A 20,289-nucleotide genomic window follows, 5' to 3' on the forward strand; every position below is an offset into this window, starting at 1 on the left:
CGCGATTTTGGGCTATTTTGGAGTGTCAGGTGAGCGGCGGGGTTGCGAGCGAGGGGGGGAGTGCGAGAATAGCGCGATTTTGCGCTATTTTGGAGTATCAGGTGAGCGGCGGGGTTGCGAGCGAGGGGAGTGAGTGCGAGGATAGCGCGATTTTGCGCTATTATGGAGTGTCAGGTGAGCGGCGGGGTTGCGAGCGAGGGGGGGAGAGTGCGAGGATAGCGCGATTTTGCGCTATTTTGAAGTGTCAGGTGAGCGGCGGGGATGCGAGCGAGGGGAGTGAGTGCGCGAATAGCGCGATTTTGCGCTATTTTGGAGTATCAGGTGAGCGGCGGGGTTGCGAGCGAGGGGAGTGAGTGCGAGAATAGCGCGATTTTGGGCTATTTTGGAGTGTTAGGTGAGCAGCATGAAGTTCGGACCGAGCAGAAACGTCCAATCGTGAATCACCTTCAGCAAGATGCCGGAAGCCTTGTGCGCGGCGGCATCGGGCGCGGCTGTGCCTACGGCGGACACGACGAGGATCGGCTCCATCGCCGCACCCAGAACCACTTGAGCGCCGTGCACGGCGCTTTGTGCGAGACAATCGGTGCCGTTCAGGATCGGATCGTACAGCAGGAGACCCGCGATCGAAGATGCCGCCGCGAGGATAAAGAAGATGCCGGCCATCCTGGAGGCAAGCGTGCTCGAATACTTACTCTACTGCGTCTTCTCCATAGAAGAACACCTCTTCCAAAGGTCGTTTAAAAGCGCGCGCGATGCGGAAGGCCAGCTCCAGCGACGGGGAGTAGTTGCCCTTTTCCAATGCCACGATCGTCTGCCTCGTTACGCCCGTCAGTTCCGCCAACTGCTGCTGCGTCATCTCGTCGTGGTTGAACCGCAGCCTCCGGATATGATTGCCAACCAGGTTCTTGCCCATCGCTAGACGCCCCTCCGGTAGTGGTACAGCCTCGTCGCGGAGCCGGTCACGTCCGAGAGGAAGCCGGCGGCGATCAGGATGACGAACATCGCTTGCGAAGGTTGGCCGGCCGCCAGCGTGCCCATCGACGCCAGAAAGCCGAGGACGAACACCAGGAACGAGTTGCGGAACGCCTTCAGGTCGATCAGCTTGTCGAGCTCGTCGGCGAACGAAGGCTCCTTCTCTCCGGTCGCCATCCGATGGACGATGTTGAAGACGATGCCGATGACGATGTGCGCGAATATCGAGACAAGCGTCAGAATGAGGACGAAGGAGCCCCAGTAGCGAAAGATTTCGTCGGTCTCTGCGCCGGCGCCTGGATGCCGCGGGTACATGATCGACGAATACACTGCGAAAATCAGGACCGCGCTGATCAGCGATACGATGCTCTTCTTTTCTTGATAGGCCATGCGATTGTTCTCCCCTTATTTTGAGTTAAGTTTGGTATTCATAATGTAATATATTTATTACACTATGTAAAGTATATTTTACATTTAAGGTAATAGAACGGGCCAGCACCGACGTCTAGGTATCCAAGTTTTCATAAGATGAACTTCATAAGCATCCATACGGATTCATTCCCGGAAGCAAGCCGCCGATATGCTAGTAGTAAGGTTTTATAAGGAAGGGGCCACGACAGCATGCAGCGACTGAAGTTTATTTACCGCTTTTTTCTTATTCAACCGCTTTGGTTCAGGGTTTTGGCGCCGGCGGCGCTGCTCTTGTCGATTCTCTTGAGCAGCTCGACGTTTGGCGAGGACGCCGCTTACAAAGGCGGAGCCAAGCTGGCGGCGGCAGTCTTCTTCGGATTATGGGGCATACCGTTCCGGCGCAACCGGCAGCTCGCGATCATTTTCTTCGCGCTGGCCGCGTTAAGCTTATATTTGGCGGTAAATACCTTCGTGCAAGCAGGATAAGACGTAGTCTAAGCGAACTATATTTAAGTCGAGATTTCGGGAAAATCAGGAGATCTTGTCGCAAATCATAAAAGGGAGCATGGGCCCGCATGTCTAGATTTCACAACCGCCTTGTATTCAAGCTGTCGGTCATGATACTGACGCTCCTCGTCATCTTGTCCGCCACACTCATTTATTTGCAGGTTCGCAGTACGAAGCAAGCCAGCGAGGAGGCGATCGGCAGCATCGGCATGCATATCGCGGAGGCTTATGCGGGGCAGTTCGATATCGCATCCTATGAGAAATTCACCAAGGACGAGAAGGAAAACGATCTCTATTGGGGCTTGCGCAACGCGCTGAATCGTTATCGGCTTGAGATCGGTGCGCTGTATGTATACACGGTAAAATTCGACGACCTCGGTCAGCCTGTAATTCTGATCGACGGCCAGCCGAAGAACGAAAAGACCGCGTCTCCGATCGGCGAGGTCACCGACATGCCGAAGGCGGCGATCGCCGACGTGCTGACGGGCAAGACGGCCAAGACCGGCATTCTTCACAATCCCGAATACGGCGACTACCTCTCCTCGTTCGCGCCGCTTCGCGACGCAGGCGGGAAGGTGATCGGCGCGCTCGGCATCGATACGGACGTCGCCGTGTCGAATACGATTTTTCGGGACGTCCTGAGAAAAAGCATGTCGGCATTCGTACTTATGGGTGCGCTTACGCTGCTCGTCTTTTTGCTGATCGCCTGGTTCATGGCCCGTGCGCTCCGGCCGCTCGGCACGATCGTCCGCAGCGCGGAAGCGATGGCCGCCGGCGATCTCGCGGGGGCGCAGCGTCTGCTGGGCGCGCGGCGCGTCCGGTCGAAAGACGAGATCGGGCAAGCGTATGCCGCCATGACGGGGATGACCGACCGGCTGAGCGTCACGCTTGGAGGTGTGATGCAGGACGTGACCGCGACGACGGCGGATCTCGTTCGTTCGACCGACCAATCCGGCGCTGAAGCAGAGCGGATGGTCGGGCTTAACGAGCGGATGGAGCAATCGATCGCGCAATTGGCCGACGGGGCGGCGCATCAACGCACGGGCGCTGAAGAGAGCGCGAGGTCGATGGAAGAGATCTCGCAGGCCATTCAGCGCGTCGCCGAAGCGTCGTCGAGCGTCGCCGCGGCTTCCGCGGACGCGCTGGCGACGGCGGAGCACGGCAGAAGCGCCATCCTCGTGCTCAAGGAGCAGGTCGGATCGATGTCCGCCGTCGCCGAGCAGACGACGGGCTCGGTACAGCTGCTGAACGGCTATATGCAGGAGATCAAGCCGGTCCTCCAATCGATCGTGAGCAACGCGGATCAGACGAAGATTCTTGCGCTGAACGCGTCCATCGAGGCGGTGCGGGCCGGGGAGCATGGCGCGGGCTTCGGCGTCGTGGCCGGCGAGATTCGCAAGCTTGCGGAGGCGGCCGCCGCGTCCGCGACGCAGGTCACTGCGCTGCTGGACCAGATACGCGGCGAGTCGGCGCAGATCGGGGAGCGGATGGCCGCGGAAGCGATGGAGATGACGAGAGGCAGCGACCTGTCCGGCGAAGTGGCTTCGCTCTTCGACGATACGGTAGACCGGTTCGTCTTCGTGAACGGCCATATTCAGGAGATCTCGGCGGCTGCCGAGCAGCTGCTTGCAGGCTCCGAGGAGGTCGCGGCTTCGGTCGAGCAGATATCGCAGATCTCGGCGGTGAGCGCGGACAATACGGTGTCCATCCAGCGGATGTCGACCGAACAGCTCGAAGCGGCGCGGCGGATCGCCGACACGACGGCCCAGCTCAAGAAGAGAGGCGCCGTGCTGGAAGCGGCTGTCGCCAAGTTCAAGCTGTAACCGCGTATTCGAATATTTGCTAATTATATTTTTGCAAAAAACAATTTCTCTTTTTTCCGGTATCCTGTAAAATAAGTCCACAACGAAATGCGATGAAGAGAAGCGTCGATAAACGGATTTCTTGACAGAGAACCCCGGGAGCTGAGAAGGGGGAGAAGTCGTTATCGATAAAAAGACTCTGAGCAGCGCGCCGGAATCCGTATCCGATCACGGGGATGGCGCGACAGGAGCTCCTGTTACAGAGCTAGAGTATGGGCATGACGGCATGCCCAACTCGTAGAGGCGGTTACGGCGACGTATCCGCGAACTTGGGGTGGTACCGCGAGAATCCAATCTCGTCCCTAAGACTGGCAGCAGTCTTGGAGGGCGGGATTTTTTGCTGTTCCGGCGGAAGCGTGGCTATCATGCAATAAAGAATGCACGATTAAATTGAATCTGAAATTGGAAGGGGAGCGATCTTTGTGTCGCAATTGCTGAGAGCAGGTATCGTCGGAGGAACGGGAATGGTCGGCCAGCGGTTCGTTCAACTGCTGGATGGGCACCCTTGGTTTAAAGTCACGGCCATCGCGGCCAGCGCAGGTTCGGCGGGGAAGACGTACGAACAGGCCGTGCTGGGCAGATGGAAGCTGGATACGCCGATTCCGGAGGCGGTCAAGTCCATCGTCGTGCAGGACGCCTCGATCGTCGAGGAGTTCGCGGCGGACGTCGACTTTATTTTCTGCGCGGTAGATATGAAGAAGGATGAGATCAAGGCGCTTGAGGAAGCGTACGCCAAGACGGGCACGCCCGTCGTGTCGAACAACTCGGCGCACCGCTGGACGCCCGACGTGCCGATGGTCATCCCGGAGATCAATCCCGAGCATCTGGACGTGATCGCCGCCCAGCGCGAGCGTCTGGGCACCGCGACCGGATTCATCGCGGTGAAGCCGAACTGCTCCATTCAGAGCTACGTGCCGCTGCTGCACGCGCTGCGGGAGTTCGAACCAAAGACGGTCGTCGCCTCGACCTACCAGGCGATCTCGGGCGCAGGCAAGAACTTCGCGGACTGGCCGGAGATGCTCGACAACGTCATTCCTTACATCGGCGGCGAGGAAGAAAAAAGCGAGCAAGAGCCGCTGCGCATCTGGGGCAGCGTGAAGGGTGGCGCGATCGCCCCCGCAAGCGAGCCGCAGATCACGACACAGTGCATCCGCGTCCCGGTCACGGACGGCCATCTGGCCACGCTGTTCGTCTCGTTCGAGCGCAAGCCGTCGCGTGAAGATATCCTCTCACGCTGGGCGAGCTTCAGCGGACGGCCGCAGGAGCTGGGACTGCCGAGCGCGCCCAAGCAGTTTATCACGTACTTCGAGGAAGACAACAGGCCGCAGACGAAGCTCGACCGCGACCTCGAAGGCGGCATGGGCATTTCCGCAGGCCGGTTGCGCGAAGATTCCTTGTACGACTTCAAGTTTGTCGGCCTCTCGCACAATACGCTGCGCGGCGCGGCGGGCGGCGCCGTGCTGATCGCCGAATTGCTCAAGGCGGAAGGCTACATTAAGGCCAAGACGTCCGCTCAATAAGGAACGGGCTGCCGCCCGGTACACTGCGCAAGCCACTCGGCGACACGTCGAGGAGCTTGCGCTATTTTTGCTACTGCCAGGCTTCCACCTGGCTCCTCGCCTTGCTCGCGCCGCTCACCGCTCGTTCCTTGCCTTGATCGTCCTGGCGTATTCGGACGGCGTCATGCCGACGGACTGCTTGAATTGACGCGAAAAATAATGGACGCTGCTGTACCCGAGCAGGTTCGAGATCTCGGTCAAATTGTAAATATCCTCGCGGATATAAGCTTTGGCGCGCTCGATCCGCAGGCGGTTCAGGTAGACGATGATGCCGGTGCCGACCGTTCGCTTGAACAAAATGTTCAACTGCGTGCGGCTCATGCTGAATTGTGCGGACAGGCTGTCCAGCGTGACTTTGGCGGACAGGTTCTGCTCGAGGTACGCGATGATGCGTTTGCCCATGTGCGCGCTCTGATTTTCCGCGGTGGTGGACATGAGCTGCCCGGCCTGCTGCCTTGCAGACCGCGCTTGGCGGATGAGAAGGATGAGCAGTTGCTCCAGGTAGAGCTTGAACAGTTGTTCCGCGGCGAACGCGGCTTCGGGCCGTGGGACGATCGGATATTGGTTCAGGCCGAAGGCGTCCAGTCCTTCCTTCATGAGCCGGGCGAGCAGCGCATGCTCGCCTGTTCCGATGCGGAACAGCTTGTTTTCGTCGAAAAAGGCCATCGCTTCGTCGTCGCAGCGAAAGGTGACGATAAACAGGTTGGGCGCCTTGCTGCCGGTGCTCTCCAGCTGGTGGAGTTCGTTCGGACTATGCACGAGAATGTTGCCCTGGTTCAGCCGATAGTACCCCGACCCCGTATTCGCGTTCACCTCGCCTTTGTCGACGTAGACGATCTCCCAGAAATCATGGCTTTCCGCGACGTATTGCGCCCGATTGGACTGCTCGAAGTAGTAGCAGGTGTAAATGTCGTTCACGACGAGCTGCTGGCGCAGCCTGTGCTTGATAAAATCCATCCATCCTTCCCCTCCGAACTAAAGTATAAACTTTCCGTTCGATTATGCAAAAGAGAGTGCAAAATTCCCGACAAATTTTCTAAATCAAGCCGCGGGGAAACGGGCTATGATGGGGCTAGCAAACTTACAACGCCGATGGGGGACGCGGGCTGCGTCTTGCGTTTTGGCGGATACGGGGAGGGCTTGAGTCTTGGAAATCGGCGTTATTCATACGATCGATGCAAAAGCGCAGGGCAATATGTTCAAGGTCGTCAGCGATTACGGATTCGGCGTGTGCCAGTTGAATTCGTGGAATATGGCCGACTGCACGCCGGAAGTGGCTGCGCGGGTCGTCAAGGAGTCGGTTGAGGCTGGCGTTCGCGTCTGCGCGGTATGGGCGGGCGTGCCGGGGCCGGCGGCGTGGAACTTCACGCAGGGGCCGCTCACGCTGGGTCTCGTGCCGGAAGCTTACCGCGAGGAGCGGGTGAAGGCGCTGAAGAGCTGGGCGGATTTTGCGTCATGGATCGGCGCCCCAGCGATCATCACGCACGTCGGATTTATCCCGGAAAATATGACGGATCCCGCTTATCCCGCGGTCGTCGAAGCCGTTCGCGAGGTGGCCGCGTACTGCGAGAGCAAGGGGATCGGCTTCTGGTTCGAGACGGGGCAGGAGACGCCGGTCGTGCTGCTGCGCACGATCCAGCGCGTCGGCACGTCCAACCTCGGCATCAACCTCGATCCGGCCAATCTCATCCTGTACGGCAAAGGCAATCCGATCGACGCGCTGGACACGATCGGCGCCTACGTGCGCAACGTCCACGTGAAGGACGGGCTGTACCCGACGGACGGCGACAACCTGGGCGAGGAAGTCCGGGCCGGCACGGGCAAGGTGAACTTCCCCGCGTTCGTGCGCAAGCTGAAGGAGATCGGCTTCACCGGCGAGTACATCATCGAGCGCGAGATCACCGGCGAGGAACAGCGGCAGGACATCCTGCGCACGACGGGCGATCTGAAGCAGTGGCTGCAGGAGGCTTGAGCGGCGGCGCGCAAGTTGGCCCGGCGCGAAGTTTTGGGCAGTGAAGCGAAGCGGAAAGTGCCAACGTAGATCGATAGTTGGCCGGTGCGCGGCGCTGTAGGGCATGAAGTGTCGTCGTAGATCGATAGTTGGCCGGCGCACGACGCAGAGGAGCATGAAGTATCCAAGTAGATCGATACTTGGCCCACGCACGGCCCAGCAGAGCACGAAGTATCCACATAGATCGATAGTTGGCATCCGAGCACGGCGCCGCAAACCGCAAAAAGCCGCCCCCAACATGACTTGGGGGCGGCTTTTTGCACGCTCACGGGCGTTGCTGGTTCACTTTTTCAGCATATGGAACACTTGCTCGACGTCCTTGTCGCCGCGGCCGGACAGGTTGACGATAAGGATGTTGTCCCGCGTCAGCGTCGGCGCCAGCTTCTTGGCGTGGGCGACCGCGTGCGCGCTCTCCAGCGCCGGCACGATGCCCTCGGTGCGCGACAGCTCCTGGAACGCCGCCAGCACTTCGTCGTTGGTGACCGTCACATACTCTGCGCGGCCGGACACCTTCAGGTGGCTGTGTTCCGGTCCGATGCCCGGATAGTCGAGTCCGGCGGCGATCGAGTAGGTTTTGCGCGGCTCGCCCGCTTCGTCCAGCAGCACCAGGCATTTGAAGCCGTGGATGATGCCCGGCACGCCTTCGGTCAGCGTCGGGGCCTGGTCGGGCTCGACGCCGATGAGACGCACGCCCGGCTCGTCGATGTAGTGCGCGAACGCGCCGATCGCGTTGCTGCCGCCGCCTGCGCAGGCGATGACGGCGTCGGGCAGCCGGCCTTCCTTCTCCAGGATCTGCCGTTTGGACTCCTCGCTGATGATCGCCTGGAAGTGCTTGACCATCGTCGGAAACGGATGCGGCCCGACGGCCGAGCCCAGCAGGTAGAACGTATTCTTATAGTTTTGCACCAGATCGCCCAGCGCCTCGTCGACCGCGTCCTTCAGCCGGCCCTGCCCCTTGTCGACAGGGATAACCTTCGCGCCAAGCAGCTCCATGCGGAATACGTTCAGCGCCTGCCGCCTCGTATCCTCGGCGCCCATGTAGATGACGCAGTCCATATTGAACATGGCGCAGGCCGTCGCCGTCGCGACGCCATGCTGTCCGGCGCCCGTCTCCGCGATGATGCGCTTCGCGCCCATCCGCTTGGCGAGCAGAATCTGGCCGATCGCATTGTTGATCTTGTGCGCGCCCGTATGGTTCAGATCCTCGCGCTTGAGATAGATCTTGGCGCCGCCCCAGGCATCGGTCAGACGCTCCGCATAGGTCAGCGGGCTCTCGCGGCCGACATACTCCCGCAGGTAATAGCGCAGCTCCTCTTTAAATTCGGGATCGTCCCTGAACTTGTAAAATTGCTCGCTAAGATAGCTTAGCACTTCCTGCAATTCCGGCGGCACAAAGCTGCCCCCGAACTCCCCGAAGTATCCTTCCTGCAGCGTCTCCTGGCTCATGCAAGCGCCTCCACATGTAAGATTGCGATTTCTCGCGTTACTGCTTCCAGCGTATCACAGAAAGGCTGCGGACAGTAGTCTCAACATGACCGTTTTCGGCGCGGTTCGAGCATGCGGGCGCGAATGGCGGCCGGGTTTTCAAAGCGGCTATGCGTTATAATTCGGCCTCCGCGTGCGTGACGCGATTGCGCCCGCCGGCTTTGGAGGCGTAGAGCGCCTGGTCGGCCCGATTCACCAACGACTCGTCGGTATCGCTCGGAGAGACCGTCGCCGCGCCGACGCTGATCGTGATGCGGAGCCCCTCCCAGGAGGCGGCCTCTACGCCGGCGCGATACCGTTCGGCGGCTTCCAGGGCGCTTGCGCGGTCCGCGCCGGGCATAAGCACGACAAATTCTTCGCCGCCGAACCGGGCTGCGATGTCGGCCGAGCCCGATGCCGTGCGCAGGAGCGCAGCGAGGCTTGCGAGCACCAGATCGCCGACGGGATGTCCGTAGGTATCGTTGATCCTTTTAAAATGATCGATATCCAGGATGAGCAGCGAAAAGGGCTGCCCGGTCCGCGCGTTGTCTTCCAGCAGCGCAGCGAGGCTGTCCTTGAAAAAGCGGCGGTTGCGAAGACCCGTAAGCGGGTCCGTCGTGGCCAGCGCTTCCCACTGCGCGTTAAGCCGGAGCAACTCCTGCTGCTTGGCTTCGTATTCGGCGTGAAGCTGCTCCAGCCGCATGTTCGCCTCGTGCGTAGCCTGGTATAGCGCTTCAAGCTGCGTTTTTGTCCGCAAAATGTCTTTTTCATGCTCGATACGCTTGTTCATCTCCAAGGCGACGCAATCGATGAAGAGCTCGCCTCCGCGCTCCTGCCGAACGCCGTTCATCAGAACGGGGAGGTCCCGCCCGTCCTTCGTCCGCAGGGCGAGATACATCTCTTTGACATGTCCGTATAGCTGTATGTATGGATAGAAATAGGTATGGAAAAAAAGCCGGTTGGCAACCGACAGGATCGATTCGACGTGCCGATTCGCCAACTCCAGGCTGTCGTATCCGAGCATATGGAGCATCGTCCGATTGACCGACCGGAGAAGCAAACCTTCGGCGGTAATCGAGAAGTAGCCGCAAGGGGCGTCGTTTAGCTGTGCGTCCAGTTCCATTTGACTGCCTTTCTCCGCGGCCTAGGCGTCGGTCAAGTATTGCCGGATGAGTGATGTCGTTTCTTCCGGATGGCTGAGATGCGGGTAGTGGCCTTTGGCGTTCATCGTCCGAAGCGTGCTGTTCCTCAGGTGCGCATGCAAATAATTGCCGACCTCGATCGGCGCGATGCTGTCTTCGGCGCACTGCAGGATCAGGGCCGGCACAGGCGCGCGGTCGAGCTCTTGGCGGCAGTCGGACAGGAACGTGACCTCCGCGAATTGCCTGGCGATATGCGGGTCCCTGGAGCAGAAGCTCTGCTCGAGCTCCTCGGTCAGCTCGCCGCGATCGGGGTCTTGCATCGCGATCGGCGCCATATAACTGGCCCAGCCGATGAAGTTCATCTCCATCATGTCGAGCAAAGCCTGAATCTCACCCGCGTCGAAGCCGCCGAAGTAATCGGGCGCATCGTTGACATAACGCGGAGAGGCGCCGATCATCACGATCCGGTCGAATCGGCTCCCGTCGCGAATCGACGCGAGCAAGCCAATCATTCCGCTGACAGAATGCCCGACGAATATCGCGTCCCGCAGCTGCAGCGCGTCCAGAATCTCGTTCACGTCCTGGGCATACCCGCGCAGATCGCCGTACTTGCTTGCATCGTAATATTGTAGCTGCGACCGGCCGGAGCCGACGTGATCGAATAATACGACGCGGTAATCCGCTTCGAAGCCGGGCACGATGTAGCGCCACATGTCCTGATCGCAGCCGAAGCCGTGCGCGAACACGATCGTCCGCTCCCCTTTACCCAGCACTTTTACGTTGTTCCTTGCGAAAATATCGATCGTCATCGGCGTACCCTCTCCATAGCGATACTATTATAGACAAAATTCGATTTTATTCGATACATTGGATTGTTGTTTATTATAGCGGACAGAAGACGAGAGCGCGACAATCGTTTAGTTATTTGGCCGTACGCAGCGCAAATAGGGCCGGAAGGGCTACCTGTGCGGCGCCCTGGCGACCCGAAGTTATGGGCGGCGGCGATCGCCTTCGCTAGAACAGCTTTTTAAACGAGCCGATGAGGTCTCCCGCCTTATCCGCAGTCAGTTTGGCGCGGACGCCGGCAATCATCGCGTTGACCTGGTCGTCCGGCAGATTGACGCCGACGATCGTCTCGATCGCGGCGGCAGGATTGTGCTTGAACTTCTCCGCGATGCCCTTGTCGTTCTTGATCCTGGCGACGATGTCCTCGACTTTTTGCTTGATATCCATCGTATATTCTCCTCCTCATCCATTTGTACGTTGCCTATACACTTCTCTATCTAAACCGAATGCGGCGGCATTAAGCACGCGAACCAAATTTGTAGTTAAATTTGCCTATTATAGTGGCGATAATTTCGACAAAATCCGATAATATGAATACACAACCACGAAGAAACGAAGAAACGAATCGCAGCAGCGATAAGGAGTTACGAATATGAAGTTCAAGCTCGCCCCGAGGTTTGCCGTCTCGCTGTCTCTGGTCATTGCGCTCGTCGTTCTGCCGGCGTGCGAAGGGCGATCCGGCAAAGGGGGCGAAGGCCCGGCGCAGGCTTCGCTGGCCGTCGAAGCCGCCTGGGACGCGGACGCGGCCAAAACGGTGAACGTCGGCGTCACGTATGCGCCGAGCGACATCAACCCGCTCTCGCCTGCCGGCCCCGTGTCGGCTTATGTCGCAGGCTTGCTTTTTCCCCCGCTGGTGGAGATCGATGCCGACCTGCAATACAAGCCGATGCTCGCCGATTCGATTGAGACGGCGGACAACCGAACGTTCAAGATCAGACTGAACGAGGCGGCGAAGTGGACCGACGGCGCGTCCGTCACGGCGGACGACGTTATTTTTACCCTGAAGCTGATGGCGAACGCGATGGTGGCGTCCAACTATGCGTATTTGTTTGCGATTGTGGAGGGACTCGGCCCTTCGGGCTTCCTGCCTGACGGGGAGTCGGACATATCGGGCGTGCGCAAAATCGACGCGCATACGGTGGAGATGAGGACGAAAGTGGCGACGACGCTCCCGGTATTCGAGGATACGGTCGGCCGCAATCTTCGGACGCTGCCGCGCAGCGCGTTCAAGGGCGTCGCGCCCGAAGACATCGACAAGAGCGGCTTCATGCGCACGCCGAATGTGACGTCGGGGCCTTTCAAGCTCGAGCGGTACGAGCCGGACCGGTTCGTGGGACTGATCGCGAATAAGGACTACTTCAAAGGAGCGCCGAGGCTGGAGCGGCTCAACTTCAAGGTGCTGCCCGGATCTGCGCTGGCGGACGCCCTGGAGCGCGGCGAGATCGATATGAATATCCCTTCGGCCGGCGTTATTCCGGTTAAAGACTATGCGCGGATCGAAAGGCTGCCGAACGTCTCGACGGTGGGCGGTCAGCCGCTGACCACGCTATATATGTATGTGAACGAAAAAGCCGTGCCCGACCGCAAACAACGCAAAGCCATCTCGCATGCGATCGACCGCCGGAAGCTCGTCGACAAGCTGCTGGGGGGCGCGGGCGAGATCGTGGACGGCTACTTCAGCAGCGTCAGCCCGTATCGCAGCGCGTATGCGAAGCCGGCGGCCTACAATCCGGCGCGGGCGAGGCTGCTGCTCAAGGAAGCGGGCTGGGACGGGCGGAAGGCGCTGGCACTGTCCGTGCCGTCAGGCGACGACGCGATTCGGGAAGCGGCTTACAGCGTGGCGGACAGCCTAGGCAAAATCGGCATCCAGGTCAGCGTAGAGATCGTCGGGCGGGCAGATCTGACGGACAAGCTCCTGAAGCAGGACTTCGACCTGAGCCTACTGCCCTTGACGATGACGCCGGTCAATCCGTTGCCGGATCTCGCTTACCTCCTCGGCGCGGGCAATCCGAACGGCTACAAGAACGAACGGGTGAACGAGCTGCTGGAGGCGATCGGCGCCGAGGTCGACGAGACGAAGATCAAGGCGTTGTACGGCGAGCTTCAGGCCATCCTCGCGGAGGACGTGCCGATGCCTGCGCTTTATGCCGCCAAGGCGCTCGGCGCCGTGAACGAGCGTGTCATCGGCGCGACGCCGAAGGACCTCGGGATGTTCATCAATGTGCAGGATTGGACCGTGCGCGGGGATGAAGCCTGAACGCCCAAGTTAGGCGTGAGCCAGGCGACGCGTGAGCGAAGCGGCGATGCGAGCAGGCTTGCCTGCCGCTAGCTCCGCCGCATTCGCGCGATCTCTCCGAAGAGGGCGGCGATGCCTTCGTCGATTCGATCGTCCGCGATCTGCGAGATGCTGAGCTGCAGCAGCGATCGCTTCGGAAACGAAGGCAGGAAGCAGGCATTCGCGTCCCGCAGTTCGATTTTCTTTTTGGCGAGGCGATCGATCAGCGTCTTGGATCTTAGCGTCGGCGGAAGCTCGATATGCGTATGCATGCCGGCGTCCAGCCGAAGATGGCGTACGTCCGGCGTGGCATTGTACGCGTCGAGCGCCCGGACCAGCCGCAGCATGCGATGGCGGTACGTATCCGAGATCCTGCGCTTGCGACGCTCGAACATGCCGCTCTGAATATAGATCTCGAGCGCCGCTTGCGACAGCATCGAGCTGTCGATGTCGGTGAAGCGCTTGTACCTGCTGAAGACATCCTGCAAGTCTGGCGGCAGCACCGCGACGCCGACACGGAGGCCGGGGAACACGATTTTCGAATAGCTCTTCAAATAGACCACGTGCGACGCGCCGTAAGCGTGGATCGGATCGGCTTTCGGATCGGTCTCGAGATCGGCGAGGAAGTCGTCCTCCACGACGATGACGTCGTACCGCTTGGCCAAGGCTGCTATCGCTTTTTTCGTCTCGGTTCCGTAGGAGGCGCCGAGCGGATTTTGGAACCGCGGGATCGTATAGAAAAACTTGATGTCGCCGGCGCGGAACAGCGCCTCCAGCTCGTCGAGGTCGATACCCCGCGCCGTTCTCGCGATCCCTTGGACGGGAGCGCCGAAGAGCGCGAGCATCTCCAGCAAGATCGTGTACGTCGGCTGCTCTACCAGCACCGTCCGCCCGCCCGAAGGAAACGGCATATGCGTCAGAATCGACAGCGCCTGCTGTACGCCGGACGTTACCGTGATTCGCTCCGGCTGAGCGAATACCTGGTAGGCGGCCAGGTGCTTGCTCAGTACTTGGAGCAAGGAAGGCAGCCCCTGCGGCGTGCCATAAGTGAACAGATGATTGCGATACCGATCGATCGCCTTGTTGATGCAATGCTGGAAGTCGAGGTAAGGGAACACCTCGGGATCCGGCGCGACGGACGCGAAGTTCCAGCCTGCGTTCGCCGAGGCGGAAGTCTCCGTTTGCTTCTGCGTCACGGCGTAATAACCGCTTTGGGGGACGGAATAGAGTCTGTGCCGTTTTTCAAGTTCGGCATAGGCGCGAAGAACGGTGCTTTTGCTGCAACCGTAGAATTCGGACGCTTCGCGGACGGACGGCAGCTTCTGTCCGCCTCGGATGCGTCCGTCTTCGATCTTGCGTTCGATATCATGGATAAGCGCCTCGTATCTCATCATGCTGGATTCACTCCTCGGCAGCTGACTGTACCGGTACAGTTCGTCGATGTAAAGATGGCGGGGGCGAGGCCGGTGCTTTATGCTGAGAGCATGAAGCCGGCCGGCTCCGCATTCGAGCAAGAGGAGGAAAAGGCATGACCGACTTGCCCGCAACCGCCAAAAGCAACGCCGCCATCTATGCGTTGGCTATATTATACGCGATCGTCATCGGGTTTTCCTTTATGTTCACGAAGCTTGCCTTGGGTCACGCCGACCCCTTCGACATGCTCGCCTACCGCTTCGCCCTGTCGTTCGCGGCGCTCGCGATTCCGGTCCGTGCCGGCTGGATTCGCATGCCGCCCAAGCAGAAGGGGCGCCCGCGCTTGCCGCTGCTGCTCGTCAGCCTGGTGTATCCGACCGCTTTCTTCGGCCTTCAGTCGGTCGGACTCGACGCCGCGACGACCTCCGGCGCAGGCATCTTCTCGGCCACCTCGCCTATCTTTGCGCTGCTGCTCGGCGCGCTGCTGCTGAAGGAGCAGGCGAGCAAGCTGCAGCTCCTGTCCGTCCTCGTGTCCGCGTTCGGCCTCGTCTTCATGACGGGCATCTCGCCGGACGCGCTGCGGGGGACGAGCGCCGTCGGGGGCGGCCTGATCCTGCTGTCGGCAGTCGCCCTCGCGCTGTATGGCGTGCTGGCCCGCGGCTTGCGTCATTCGTACTCCGCAGTCGAACTGAGCTACGCCATGATGCGGACCGGCTGCTGGTTTTTCGTCGGGCTCGCGCTCGTGCGCCACTTGGCGCAAGGCACGATGTCCGCGCTGCTCGCGCCGGCATCCGAGCCGGGATTTTGGCTGCCGCTGCTCTACATTGCGATCATGTCGTCGCTCGTCTCGTCGTGGCTGTCCAACTTCGCGCTCGCGCGCATCGAAGCGTTCAAGGTCAGCCTGTTCGTCAACCTGGGCAACCTTGTCTCCATCTCCTCCGGCGTTCTGATCATGGGCGACCATTGGAGCGGCGCGCAGACGATCGGCACGATCTGCATGCTGACGGGGGTGATCGGAGCGAACTATCGAGGGGGGCTACGCGGCGCAGCCGGCAGCAGGGGAACCGGGGCAGACTCGGCGGAAGTGGAAACTGAGGCGGAGAAAGTCCCGGGCAGAAACAACGGCGTCGCCGCGAGCGCCGAACCATCGCCGGAAGTCCCGGATAGGAACAAAAGCGCGGTCTCGTCCGCCTAACCGTCGCCGGAAGTTCTGGATGGAAACAAAAGCGCGGTCTCGTCCGCCTAACCATCGCCGGAAGTCCCGGATAGGAACAAAAGCGCGGTCTCGTCCGCCTAACCGTCCCCGGAAGTTCTGGATGGAAACAAAAGCGCAGTCTCGTCCGCCTAACCGTCCCCGGAAGTCACGGATAGGAATAACCTCTTCGTCCCACCCGTCGCGCGGTCTCCGAAGGTCCCGGGTAGAAGCAGCGGTGTCGCCTCGAGGGTCGAACCATCGCCGGAAGTCCCGCATGGAAACAAAGCGCGGTCTTACGCGCTCCCAACTGGTCGCCCCGGTCCCGGATGTAAACTAACCCGTCGTCCTGGTGGCTGGCGAGCGAGCGCATTAAACCAGGCTGCATGTCCCGCACAAATAACCTTATTTCGGAGGTCGATCGCTCATGAAAATCGCAGTTGCAGGCGCCTCGGGCGCGATCGGAAAATCGCTCATCCCCTTGCTTGTCGCGGCCGGTCACGAGGTGACGGCTTTCACCCGGCAACCGACGAACGCAGCGTGGCTCGAAGGGCAGGGTGCCAGGGCAGCCGTGCTCGATATATTTGACCGCGAAGCCGTGTTCGCGGCGATTCGCGAGGCCGCGCCGGAGACGGTCGTCCACCAGCTCACCTCGCTCGGCGCGCGCGACTTCGCGTCGAATACGCGGATTCGGACGGTCGGCACCCGGCATCTGGTCGAAGCCGCGTTGGCCTCGGGCGTACGCCGGATGATCGCGCAGAGCATCTCTTGGGCGTACGCGCCCGGGGAAAGCCCTGCCTACGAGGAGGAGCCGCTCGACCTGGACGCGCCGGCGCCGCGCAGCGGAACGATCCAAGGCGTGCATGCTTTGGAGACGGCGGCCTTGGAGATGCCGGAAGCCGTCATCTTGCGGTACGGGCTGTTCTACGGCCCGGGAACCTGGTATGCGAAGGACGGCTTCATAGCCGAAGAGGTTCGCCGCGGCGCGTTGCCTGCGACAGACGGCATATCGTCGTTCGTCCACGTCGACGATGCGGCAAGGGCCGCGCTGCTCGCGCTGGACTGGCCGTCCGGGGCTGTGAACGTCGTCGACGACCGCCCGGCGCCGGGCAGCGAGTGGCTGCCGCAGTATGCCGATCTGCTGGGCGCGCCCGCTCCGGAGCCGATGCCCGGCGCCGCCCGCGGCGAACGCGGCGCGTCCAATGCCAAGGCGAAAAGGCTCGGCTGGCAGCCGCGCTTCGCCGATTGGCGCGACGGCTTCGCCGCGACGCTTGGCTGATCGCTATAATAGAATGCTTGGCTGAACTTTCCAATATATTGAATCCCCCCGTCGCTCCTCGCGTATACCCTTAAGATGCAAGACGCGAAGCGATCATGGAGATAAAGGACGGGATGCGGATCATGTCTTTCTTCGGACGGGTATTGGCGAGTGTAGGGGTCGGGTCGGCCAAGCTGGACACGGTGCTGGATAAATCCGCTTACGCGCAAGGAGAAGAAATACGCGGCGCGGTGCGCCTTCAGGGCGGCAACCTGGAGCAGCGAATCGACGGAATCGAAGTATCCGTTATGACTACGTATACGCGCGAGATCAACGACAGGCCGATCCAGCAGACGGCGGTCGTGGCCAGGTACCGCGTAGCCGACGCGGTCACGGTACAGCCGCAGGAACGCAGGGAGCTCCCTTTTTCGATCATCCTGCCAGCGGGCGTGCCGATCTCGATCGGGAGCGGTCAGGTGTGGATCAAGACTGTCGCGGACATCCAAGCCGCCGTCGATCCGACAGACGAGGACAGCATTCATGTCATTCCGGAGGCGGGCCGCAAGGCCGTCCTCGAGGCGATCGAGCAGATCGGGTTCCGCCTCCGCAAGGCGGAGACCGTCTATGCGCCCCGCCTGGGCGGCGCCTTGGCCTTCGTCCAGGAGTTCGAGTGGATCCCGTCGAGCGGAAGATACCGCGGTCTTCTCGACGAGCTGGAGCTTACCTTTGTCGGATCGCCGAACGGCGAGGTCCGATTGCTGCTTCAGATCGACCGGCGCTCCAGTGGCCTGGCGGGCTTTTTTGCCGAAGCGACCGACACCGACGAGAGCTTCGTGCGAGTGACGCTCACGCGGCGCGACTTGGACGGCGGCGTCCCTCATATCGCGGGCGTGCTGCAAGGCATCATCGACCATTACGCGCATTGACGCGATGCATACAGCAAAGGCCGGGCGGGCGAGACGTCCGGTTTTTGCTTAATCTCATTATGAATAATTGTCAGAAAGCAGTTAATTATGATCTGGCGGACGGATCGCGGCAATTTAGCTGTTAAAAGGCAGCTAACCCGTCCCTTTAGTCCTGATGCAAACAGATTTTTTGGAATTAGCTGCCTTTTAACAACTATTGGAAGGCAAATTGCAACTTTCTCAATAAATAACGGCCTTCTAACAACTATCGGTCGCCGATTGCAAAAATCGTCCCCTCTTTTCACGCCTAAGCTAGTTAATCCCTGCCCCCACACACCACCATCTGCCCCTCGTCCTCCAGGCCGCCACCGTATAAGCACCGGCGTCGCGGTAGCGACGGTTCGTTTCATATAAAATTCCTTCTTGCACCTTACGCTGCGTCACGTTTTATAGTATTGTTACGGGCAAAGAGACGGCCGGATGGGGAGGCGGAAAAAGTGGCCAAGCATCGAGAAGGTTCGGCAGACGGCGGAGCGGGAGCGGCGAGCCGCCGCTGGAAAGTGGGGGACATCGCTGCGCTGACAGGGCTTACGATTCGCACGCTGCGCTACTACGACCAGATCGGCTTGTTCTCCCCTTCCGGTCAGACCGACTCGGGGCATCGGCTGTACGACGAATCGGACCTGTCCCGCTTGCACCAGATTCTGGCGCTCAAGGAGCTGGGCCTGCCGCTCACGGAGGTCCAATCCGTCCTCGAGCGGGACGCGCCAGACTTGTCCGAGATCATCGCCGCCCAGATCGGCCGTCTGCGGGAGAAGATCCGCGTCCAGCAGAAGCTGCTGAGCGAGCTGGAGCAAGCGTCGGCTGCCGTACGTTCGCACGCGCCGCTCGGGGTGGAGGCGTTCACGAAGCTGCTCGGCATGATGAAGCAGAGCCACGAGAAGTACTTTTGGGAGCGGCGGACGCAAGCCGAGCAAGCGCTCGACCGTTTGGGCGATTGGCTGGCGGACGAGCCCGAGGAAAATCAGGAAGACCACGATCAGGGAGGATGAACGAAATGGAACAACGCTCGACGCATCACGCCAGCTTTACGGTGGAAAGAACGTACCCCGCGAGGCCGGAGCGCGTCTTCAAAGCCTGGTCGGACGCCGGGGCGAAAGCGCGCTGGTTTACCCCCGCCGAGACCTTCGAATTCCGCGTCGGCGGCCGGGAGTACAGCCGCGGCGGACCGCCGGACGGGCCCGTCTTCACGTTCGATGCCTTTTACCAGGACATCGTGCCGAACGAGCGCATCGTCTACTCGTACGTTCTGGACATGGACGACAGGCGCATCTCGGCTTCGGTGACGACGGTTGAGCTGCATCCGGTCGAAGGCGGCACGCGGCTGGTTTTTACCGAGCAGGGCGTGTTCCTGGACGGACTCGACACGCCGGAGCAGCGCGAGCATGGCACGAACGAACTGCTGAACATGCTCGGCGACGCGCTACGGAGCGAGCCCGAAGCGTCTTGATTTGATGGCTAGACTGCGCTCGTTTAGGCGGGGGAGCGGTGAGCGTGACGCTTGTGGGCCGAACGGTGCGAACGAGCAGCCAGCAAATAGCGCAGAATTGCGCTATCCTAGGCCCGCTGTCGCACTGCAACATAAGCGCGAAGTGCGTGGGGCGGCTGCGGCGAGCGAATGGCCAATAAATAGCGCAAAATTGGGCTATCCTAGGCCCGCTGTCGCGCTGCAACATAAGCGCGAAGTGCGTGGGACGGCTGCGGCGAGCGGATGGCCAATAAATAGCGCAAAATTGGGCTATCCTAGGCCCGCCGTTGCGCTGCAACGTAAGCGCGAAAGTGCGTGGGGCGCATGCGGCGAGCGGATGGCCAATAAATAGCGCAAAATTGGGCTATCCTAGGCCCGCTGTCGCGCCGCAGCGTGAGTGTGATGCGCATGGGGCGCCCGCCGCGAACGGAATGCCAACGAATAGCGCAAAAGTGCCCTATTCTGCACTCGCCTTCGCGCCCGCAGTCACACTCACCATCACGCCCGCCTGTCGCCCGTGGTCCCTGCACGACTACCGGGCCGCGCCTAGACAAACAACGAGAGCCGGACAGTCGCCCCTGGAGGCGGCAGTCCGGCTCTTTGCCGTGCCAAAAATGTTAACGAGCGCGCGAATCGTTGCTGACGTCGTTGAAAAATTTGATCGCATACAGCGCGCAGATGCCGACGATCGTATACACGATGCGGGAAGCGACTTCTTCCTGACCGCCGAACAACTCGGCGACGAGATCGTACTTGAACAGACCGACCAGCAGCCAGTTGATGCCTCCGATGATCAGAATGGCGAGCGCGATAGCGTTTAGCGTCTTCATTACGGATCCACTCCTTCAGCCGAATTTTGGCGGTTCATCGAGAAAATACCCCTTTGCGGCGATTTCTATTCATAAGTTACGCAATCCCGCCAATTCTTATGTTTATTTTCAACA

At 60.4% G+C, this 20,289-nt stretch carries 20 protein-coding genes; 10 read left to right on the plus strand and 10 right to left on the minus strand.

What is annotated here, in order from left to right; translation table 11 throughout:
- Positions 1 to 390 precede the first annotated feature (390 nt).
- From KVT38_RS04715 to KVT38_RS04725, 3 genes are read right to left on the minus strand one after another with little or no spacing between them, the layout of a single operon-like run.
- Positions 391 to 663, minus strand: coding sequence for a hypothetical protein (locus tag KVT38_RS04715; protein ID WP_217592537.1), 273 nt, complete (start codon positions 661 to 663; stop codon positions 391 to 393).
- A gap of 25 nt (positions 664 to 688) precedes the next feature.
- Positions 689 to 913 carry a helix-turn-helix transcriptional regulator gene (locus KVT38_RS04720; RefSeq protein ID WP_217592538.1) on the minus strand — a complete coding sequence of 75 codons (225 nt, stop codon included), beginning with the start codon at positions 911 to 913 and terminating at the stop codon, positions 689 to 691.
- Positions 914 to 915: 2 nt separating this feature from the next.
- Entirely contained in the window at positions 916 to 1,362 is a 447-nt protein-coding gene (locus KVT38_RS04725) for a hypothetical protein (protein ID WP_217592539.1), read from the minus strand.
- Between the two features lie 231 nt (positions 1,363 to 1,593).
- Here KVT38_RS04725 and KVT38_RS04730 point away from each other — a divergent pair, with 231 nt between their 5' ends.
- The 3 genes from KVT38_RS04730 (at position 1,594) to asd (ending at position 5,272) form a co-directional block, all read left to right on the plus strand.
- Positions 1,594 to 1,869 (plus strand): hypothetical protein, encoded by a 276-nt coding sequence (locus KVT38_RS04730; RefSeq protein ID WP_217592540.1) that lies wholly within the window; start codon positions 1,594 to 1,596, stop codon positions 1,867 to 1,869.
- A gap of 89 nt (positions 1,870 to 1,958) precedes the next feature.
- Positions 1,959 to 3,713 (plus strand): methyl-accepting chemotaxis protein, encoded by a 1,755-nt coding sequence (locus KVT38_RS04735; protein WP_217592541.1) that lies wholly within the window; start codon positions 1,959 to 1,961, stop codon positions 3,711 to 3,713.
- A 461-nt stretch (positions 3,714 to 4,174) separates the two neighbouring features.
- Entirely contained in the window at positions 4,175 to 5,272 is a 1,098-nt protein-coding gene (asd, locus tag KVT38_RS04740; protein ID WP_217592542.1) for an aspartate-semialdehyde dehydrogenase, read from the plus strand.
- Positions 5,273 to 5,386: 114 nt separating this feature from the next.
- Here the strand turns inward: asd and KVT38_RS04745 are convergent, their stop codons facing one another.
- Positions 5,387 to 6,268: a helix-turn-helix domain-containing protein gene (locus KVT38_RS04745; RefSeq protein WP_217592543.1), complete on the minus strand. Its 882-nt coding sequence runs from the start codon at positions 6,266 to 6,268 to the stop codon at positions 5,387 to 5,389.
- Between the two features lie 190 nt (positions 6,269 to 6,458).
- Between KVT38_RS04745 and KVT38_RS04750 the strand changes: the two genes are divergently transcribed.
- Positions 6,459 to 7,283 (plus strand): sugar phosphate isomerase/epimerase family protein, encoded by an 825-nt coding sequence (locus KVT38_RS04750; RefSeq protein ID WP_217592544.1) that lies wholly within the window; start codon positions 6,459 to 6,461, stop codon positions 7,281 to 7,283.
- 321 nt (positions 7,284 to 7,604) lie between these two features.
- Here the strand turns inward: KVT38_RS04750 and trpB are convergent, their stop codons facing one another.
- The 4 genes from trpB to KVT38_RS04770 all read right to left on the minus strand — a co-directional run bounded on the left by trpB (position 7,605) and on the right by KVT38_RS04770 (position 11,161).
- Positions 7,605 to 8,768 carry a tryptophan synthase subunit beta gene (gene trpB / locus KVT38_RS04755; protein WP_217592545.1) on the minus strand — a complete coding sequence of 388 codons (1,164 nt, stop codon included), beginning with the start codon at positions 8,766 to 8,768 and terminating at the stop codon, positions 7,605 to 7,607.
- 154 nt (positions 8,769 to 8,922) lie between these two features.
- On the minus strand, positions 8,923 to 9,903 hold the full coding sequence (locus KVT38_RS04760) for a sensor domain-containing diguanylate cyclase (protein ID WP_217592608.1): 981 nt from the start codon (positions 9,901 to 9,903) through the stop codon (positions 8,923 to 8,925).
- Positions 9,904 to 9,930: 27 nt separating this feature from the next.
- Complete coding sequence (locus KVT38_RS04765; protein ID WP_217592546.1) at positions 9,931 to 10,737, minus strand: alpha/beta fold hydrolase; 807 nt, start codon at positions 10,735 to 10,737, stop codon at positions 9,931 to 9,933.
- A 205-nt stretch (positions 10,738 to 10,942) separates the two neighbouring features.
- Positions 10,943 to 11,161: a hypothetical protein gene (locus tag KVT38_RS04770; RefSeq protein WP_217592547.1), complete on the minus strand. Its 219-nt coding sequence runs from the start codon at positions 11,159 to 11,161 to the stop codon at positions 10,943 to 10,945.
- A 205-nt stretch (positions 11,162 to 11,366) separates the two neighbouring features.
- Here KVT38_RS04770 and KVT38_RS04775 point away from each other — a divergent pair, with 205 nt between their 5' ends.
- Complete coding sequence (locus KVT38_RS04775) at positions 11,367 to 13,031, plus strand: ABC transporter substrate-binding protein (protein WP_217592548.1); 1,665 nt, start codon at positions 11,367 to 11,369, stop codon at positions 13,029 to 13,031.
- Between the two features lie 68 nt (positions 13,032 to 13,099).
- Here KVT38_RS04775 and KVT38_RS04780 read toward each other — a convergent pair whose 3' ends face one another.
- Positions 13,100 to 14,443, minus strand: coding sequence for an aminotransferase-like domain-containing protein (locus KVT38_RS04780; RefSeq protein ID WP_217592549.1), 1,344 nt, complete (start codon positions 14,441 to 14,443; stop codon positions 13,100 to 13,102).
- A 134-nt stretch (positions 14,444 to 14,577) separates the two neighbouring features.
- On the opposite strand from KVT38_RS04780, the gene KVT38_RS04785 reads away from it, so the two are divergent.
- The 5 genes from KVT38_RS04785 (at position 14,578) to KVT38_RS04805 (ending at position 19,327) form a co-directional block, all read left to right on the plus strand.
- Entirely contained in the window at positions 14,578 to 15,657 is a 1,080-nt protein-coding gene (locus KVT38_RS04785) for a DMT family transporter (protein WP_217592550.1), read from the plus strand.
- A 424-nt stretch (positions 15,658 to 16,081) separates the two neighbouring features.
- Positions 16,082 to 16,933 (plus strand): NAD-dependent epimerase/dehydratase family protein, encoded by an 852-nt coding sequence (locus tag KVT38_RS04790; protein WP_217592551.1) that lies wholly within the window; start codon positions 16,082 to 16,084, stop codon positions 16,931 to 16,933.
- Positions 16,934 to 17,055: 122 nt separating this feature from the next.
- Positions 17,056 to 17,838, plus strand: coding sequence for a sporulation protein (locus KVT38_RS04795; RefSeq protein ID WP_217592552.1), 783 nt, complete (start codon positions 17,056 to 17,058; stop codon positions 17,836 to 17,838).
- Positions 17,839 to 18,314: 476 nt separating this feature from the next.
- Positions 18,315 to 18,869: a MerR family transcriptional regulator gene (locus tag KVT38_RS04800; RefSeq protein ID WP_217592553.1), complete on the plus strand. Its 555-nt coding sequence runs from the start codon at positions 18,315 to 18,317 to the stop codon at positions 18,867 to 18,869.
- A gap of 5 nt (positions 18,870 to 18,874) precedes the next feature.
- Complete coding sequence (locus KVT38_RS04805) at positions 18,875 to 19,327, plus strand: SRPBCC family protein (protein WP_217592554.1); 453 nt, start codon at positions 18,875 to 18,877, stop codon at positions 19,325 to 19,327.
- Positions 19,328 to 19,962: 635 nt separating this feature from the next.
- Here KVT38_RS04805 and KVT38_RS04810 read toward each other — a convergent pair.
- Entirely contained in the window at positions 19,963 to 20,175 is a 213-nt protein-coding gene (locus KVT38_RS04810) for a DUF378 domain-containing protein (protein WP_217592555.1), read from the minus strand.
- Positions 20,176 to 20,289 lie beyond the last annotated feature (114 nt).

Origin of the sequence: Cohnella sp. GbtcB17 (genome assembly GCF_019091135.1) — a bacterium.
Taxonomy (GTDB): Bacteria; Bacillota; Bacilli; order Paenibacillales; family Paenibacillaceae; genus Cohnella.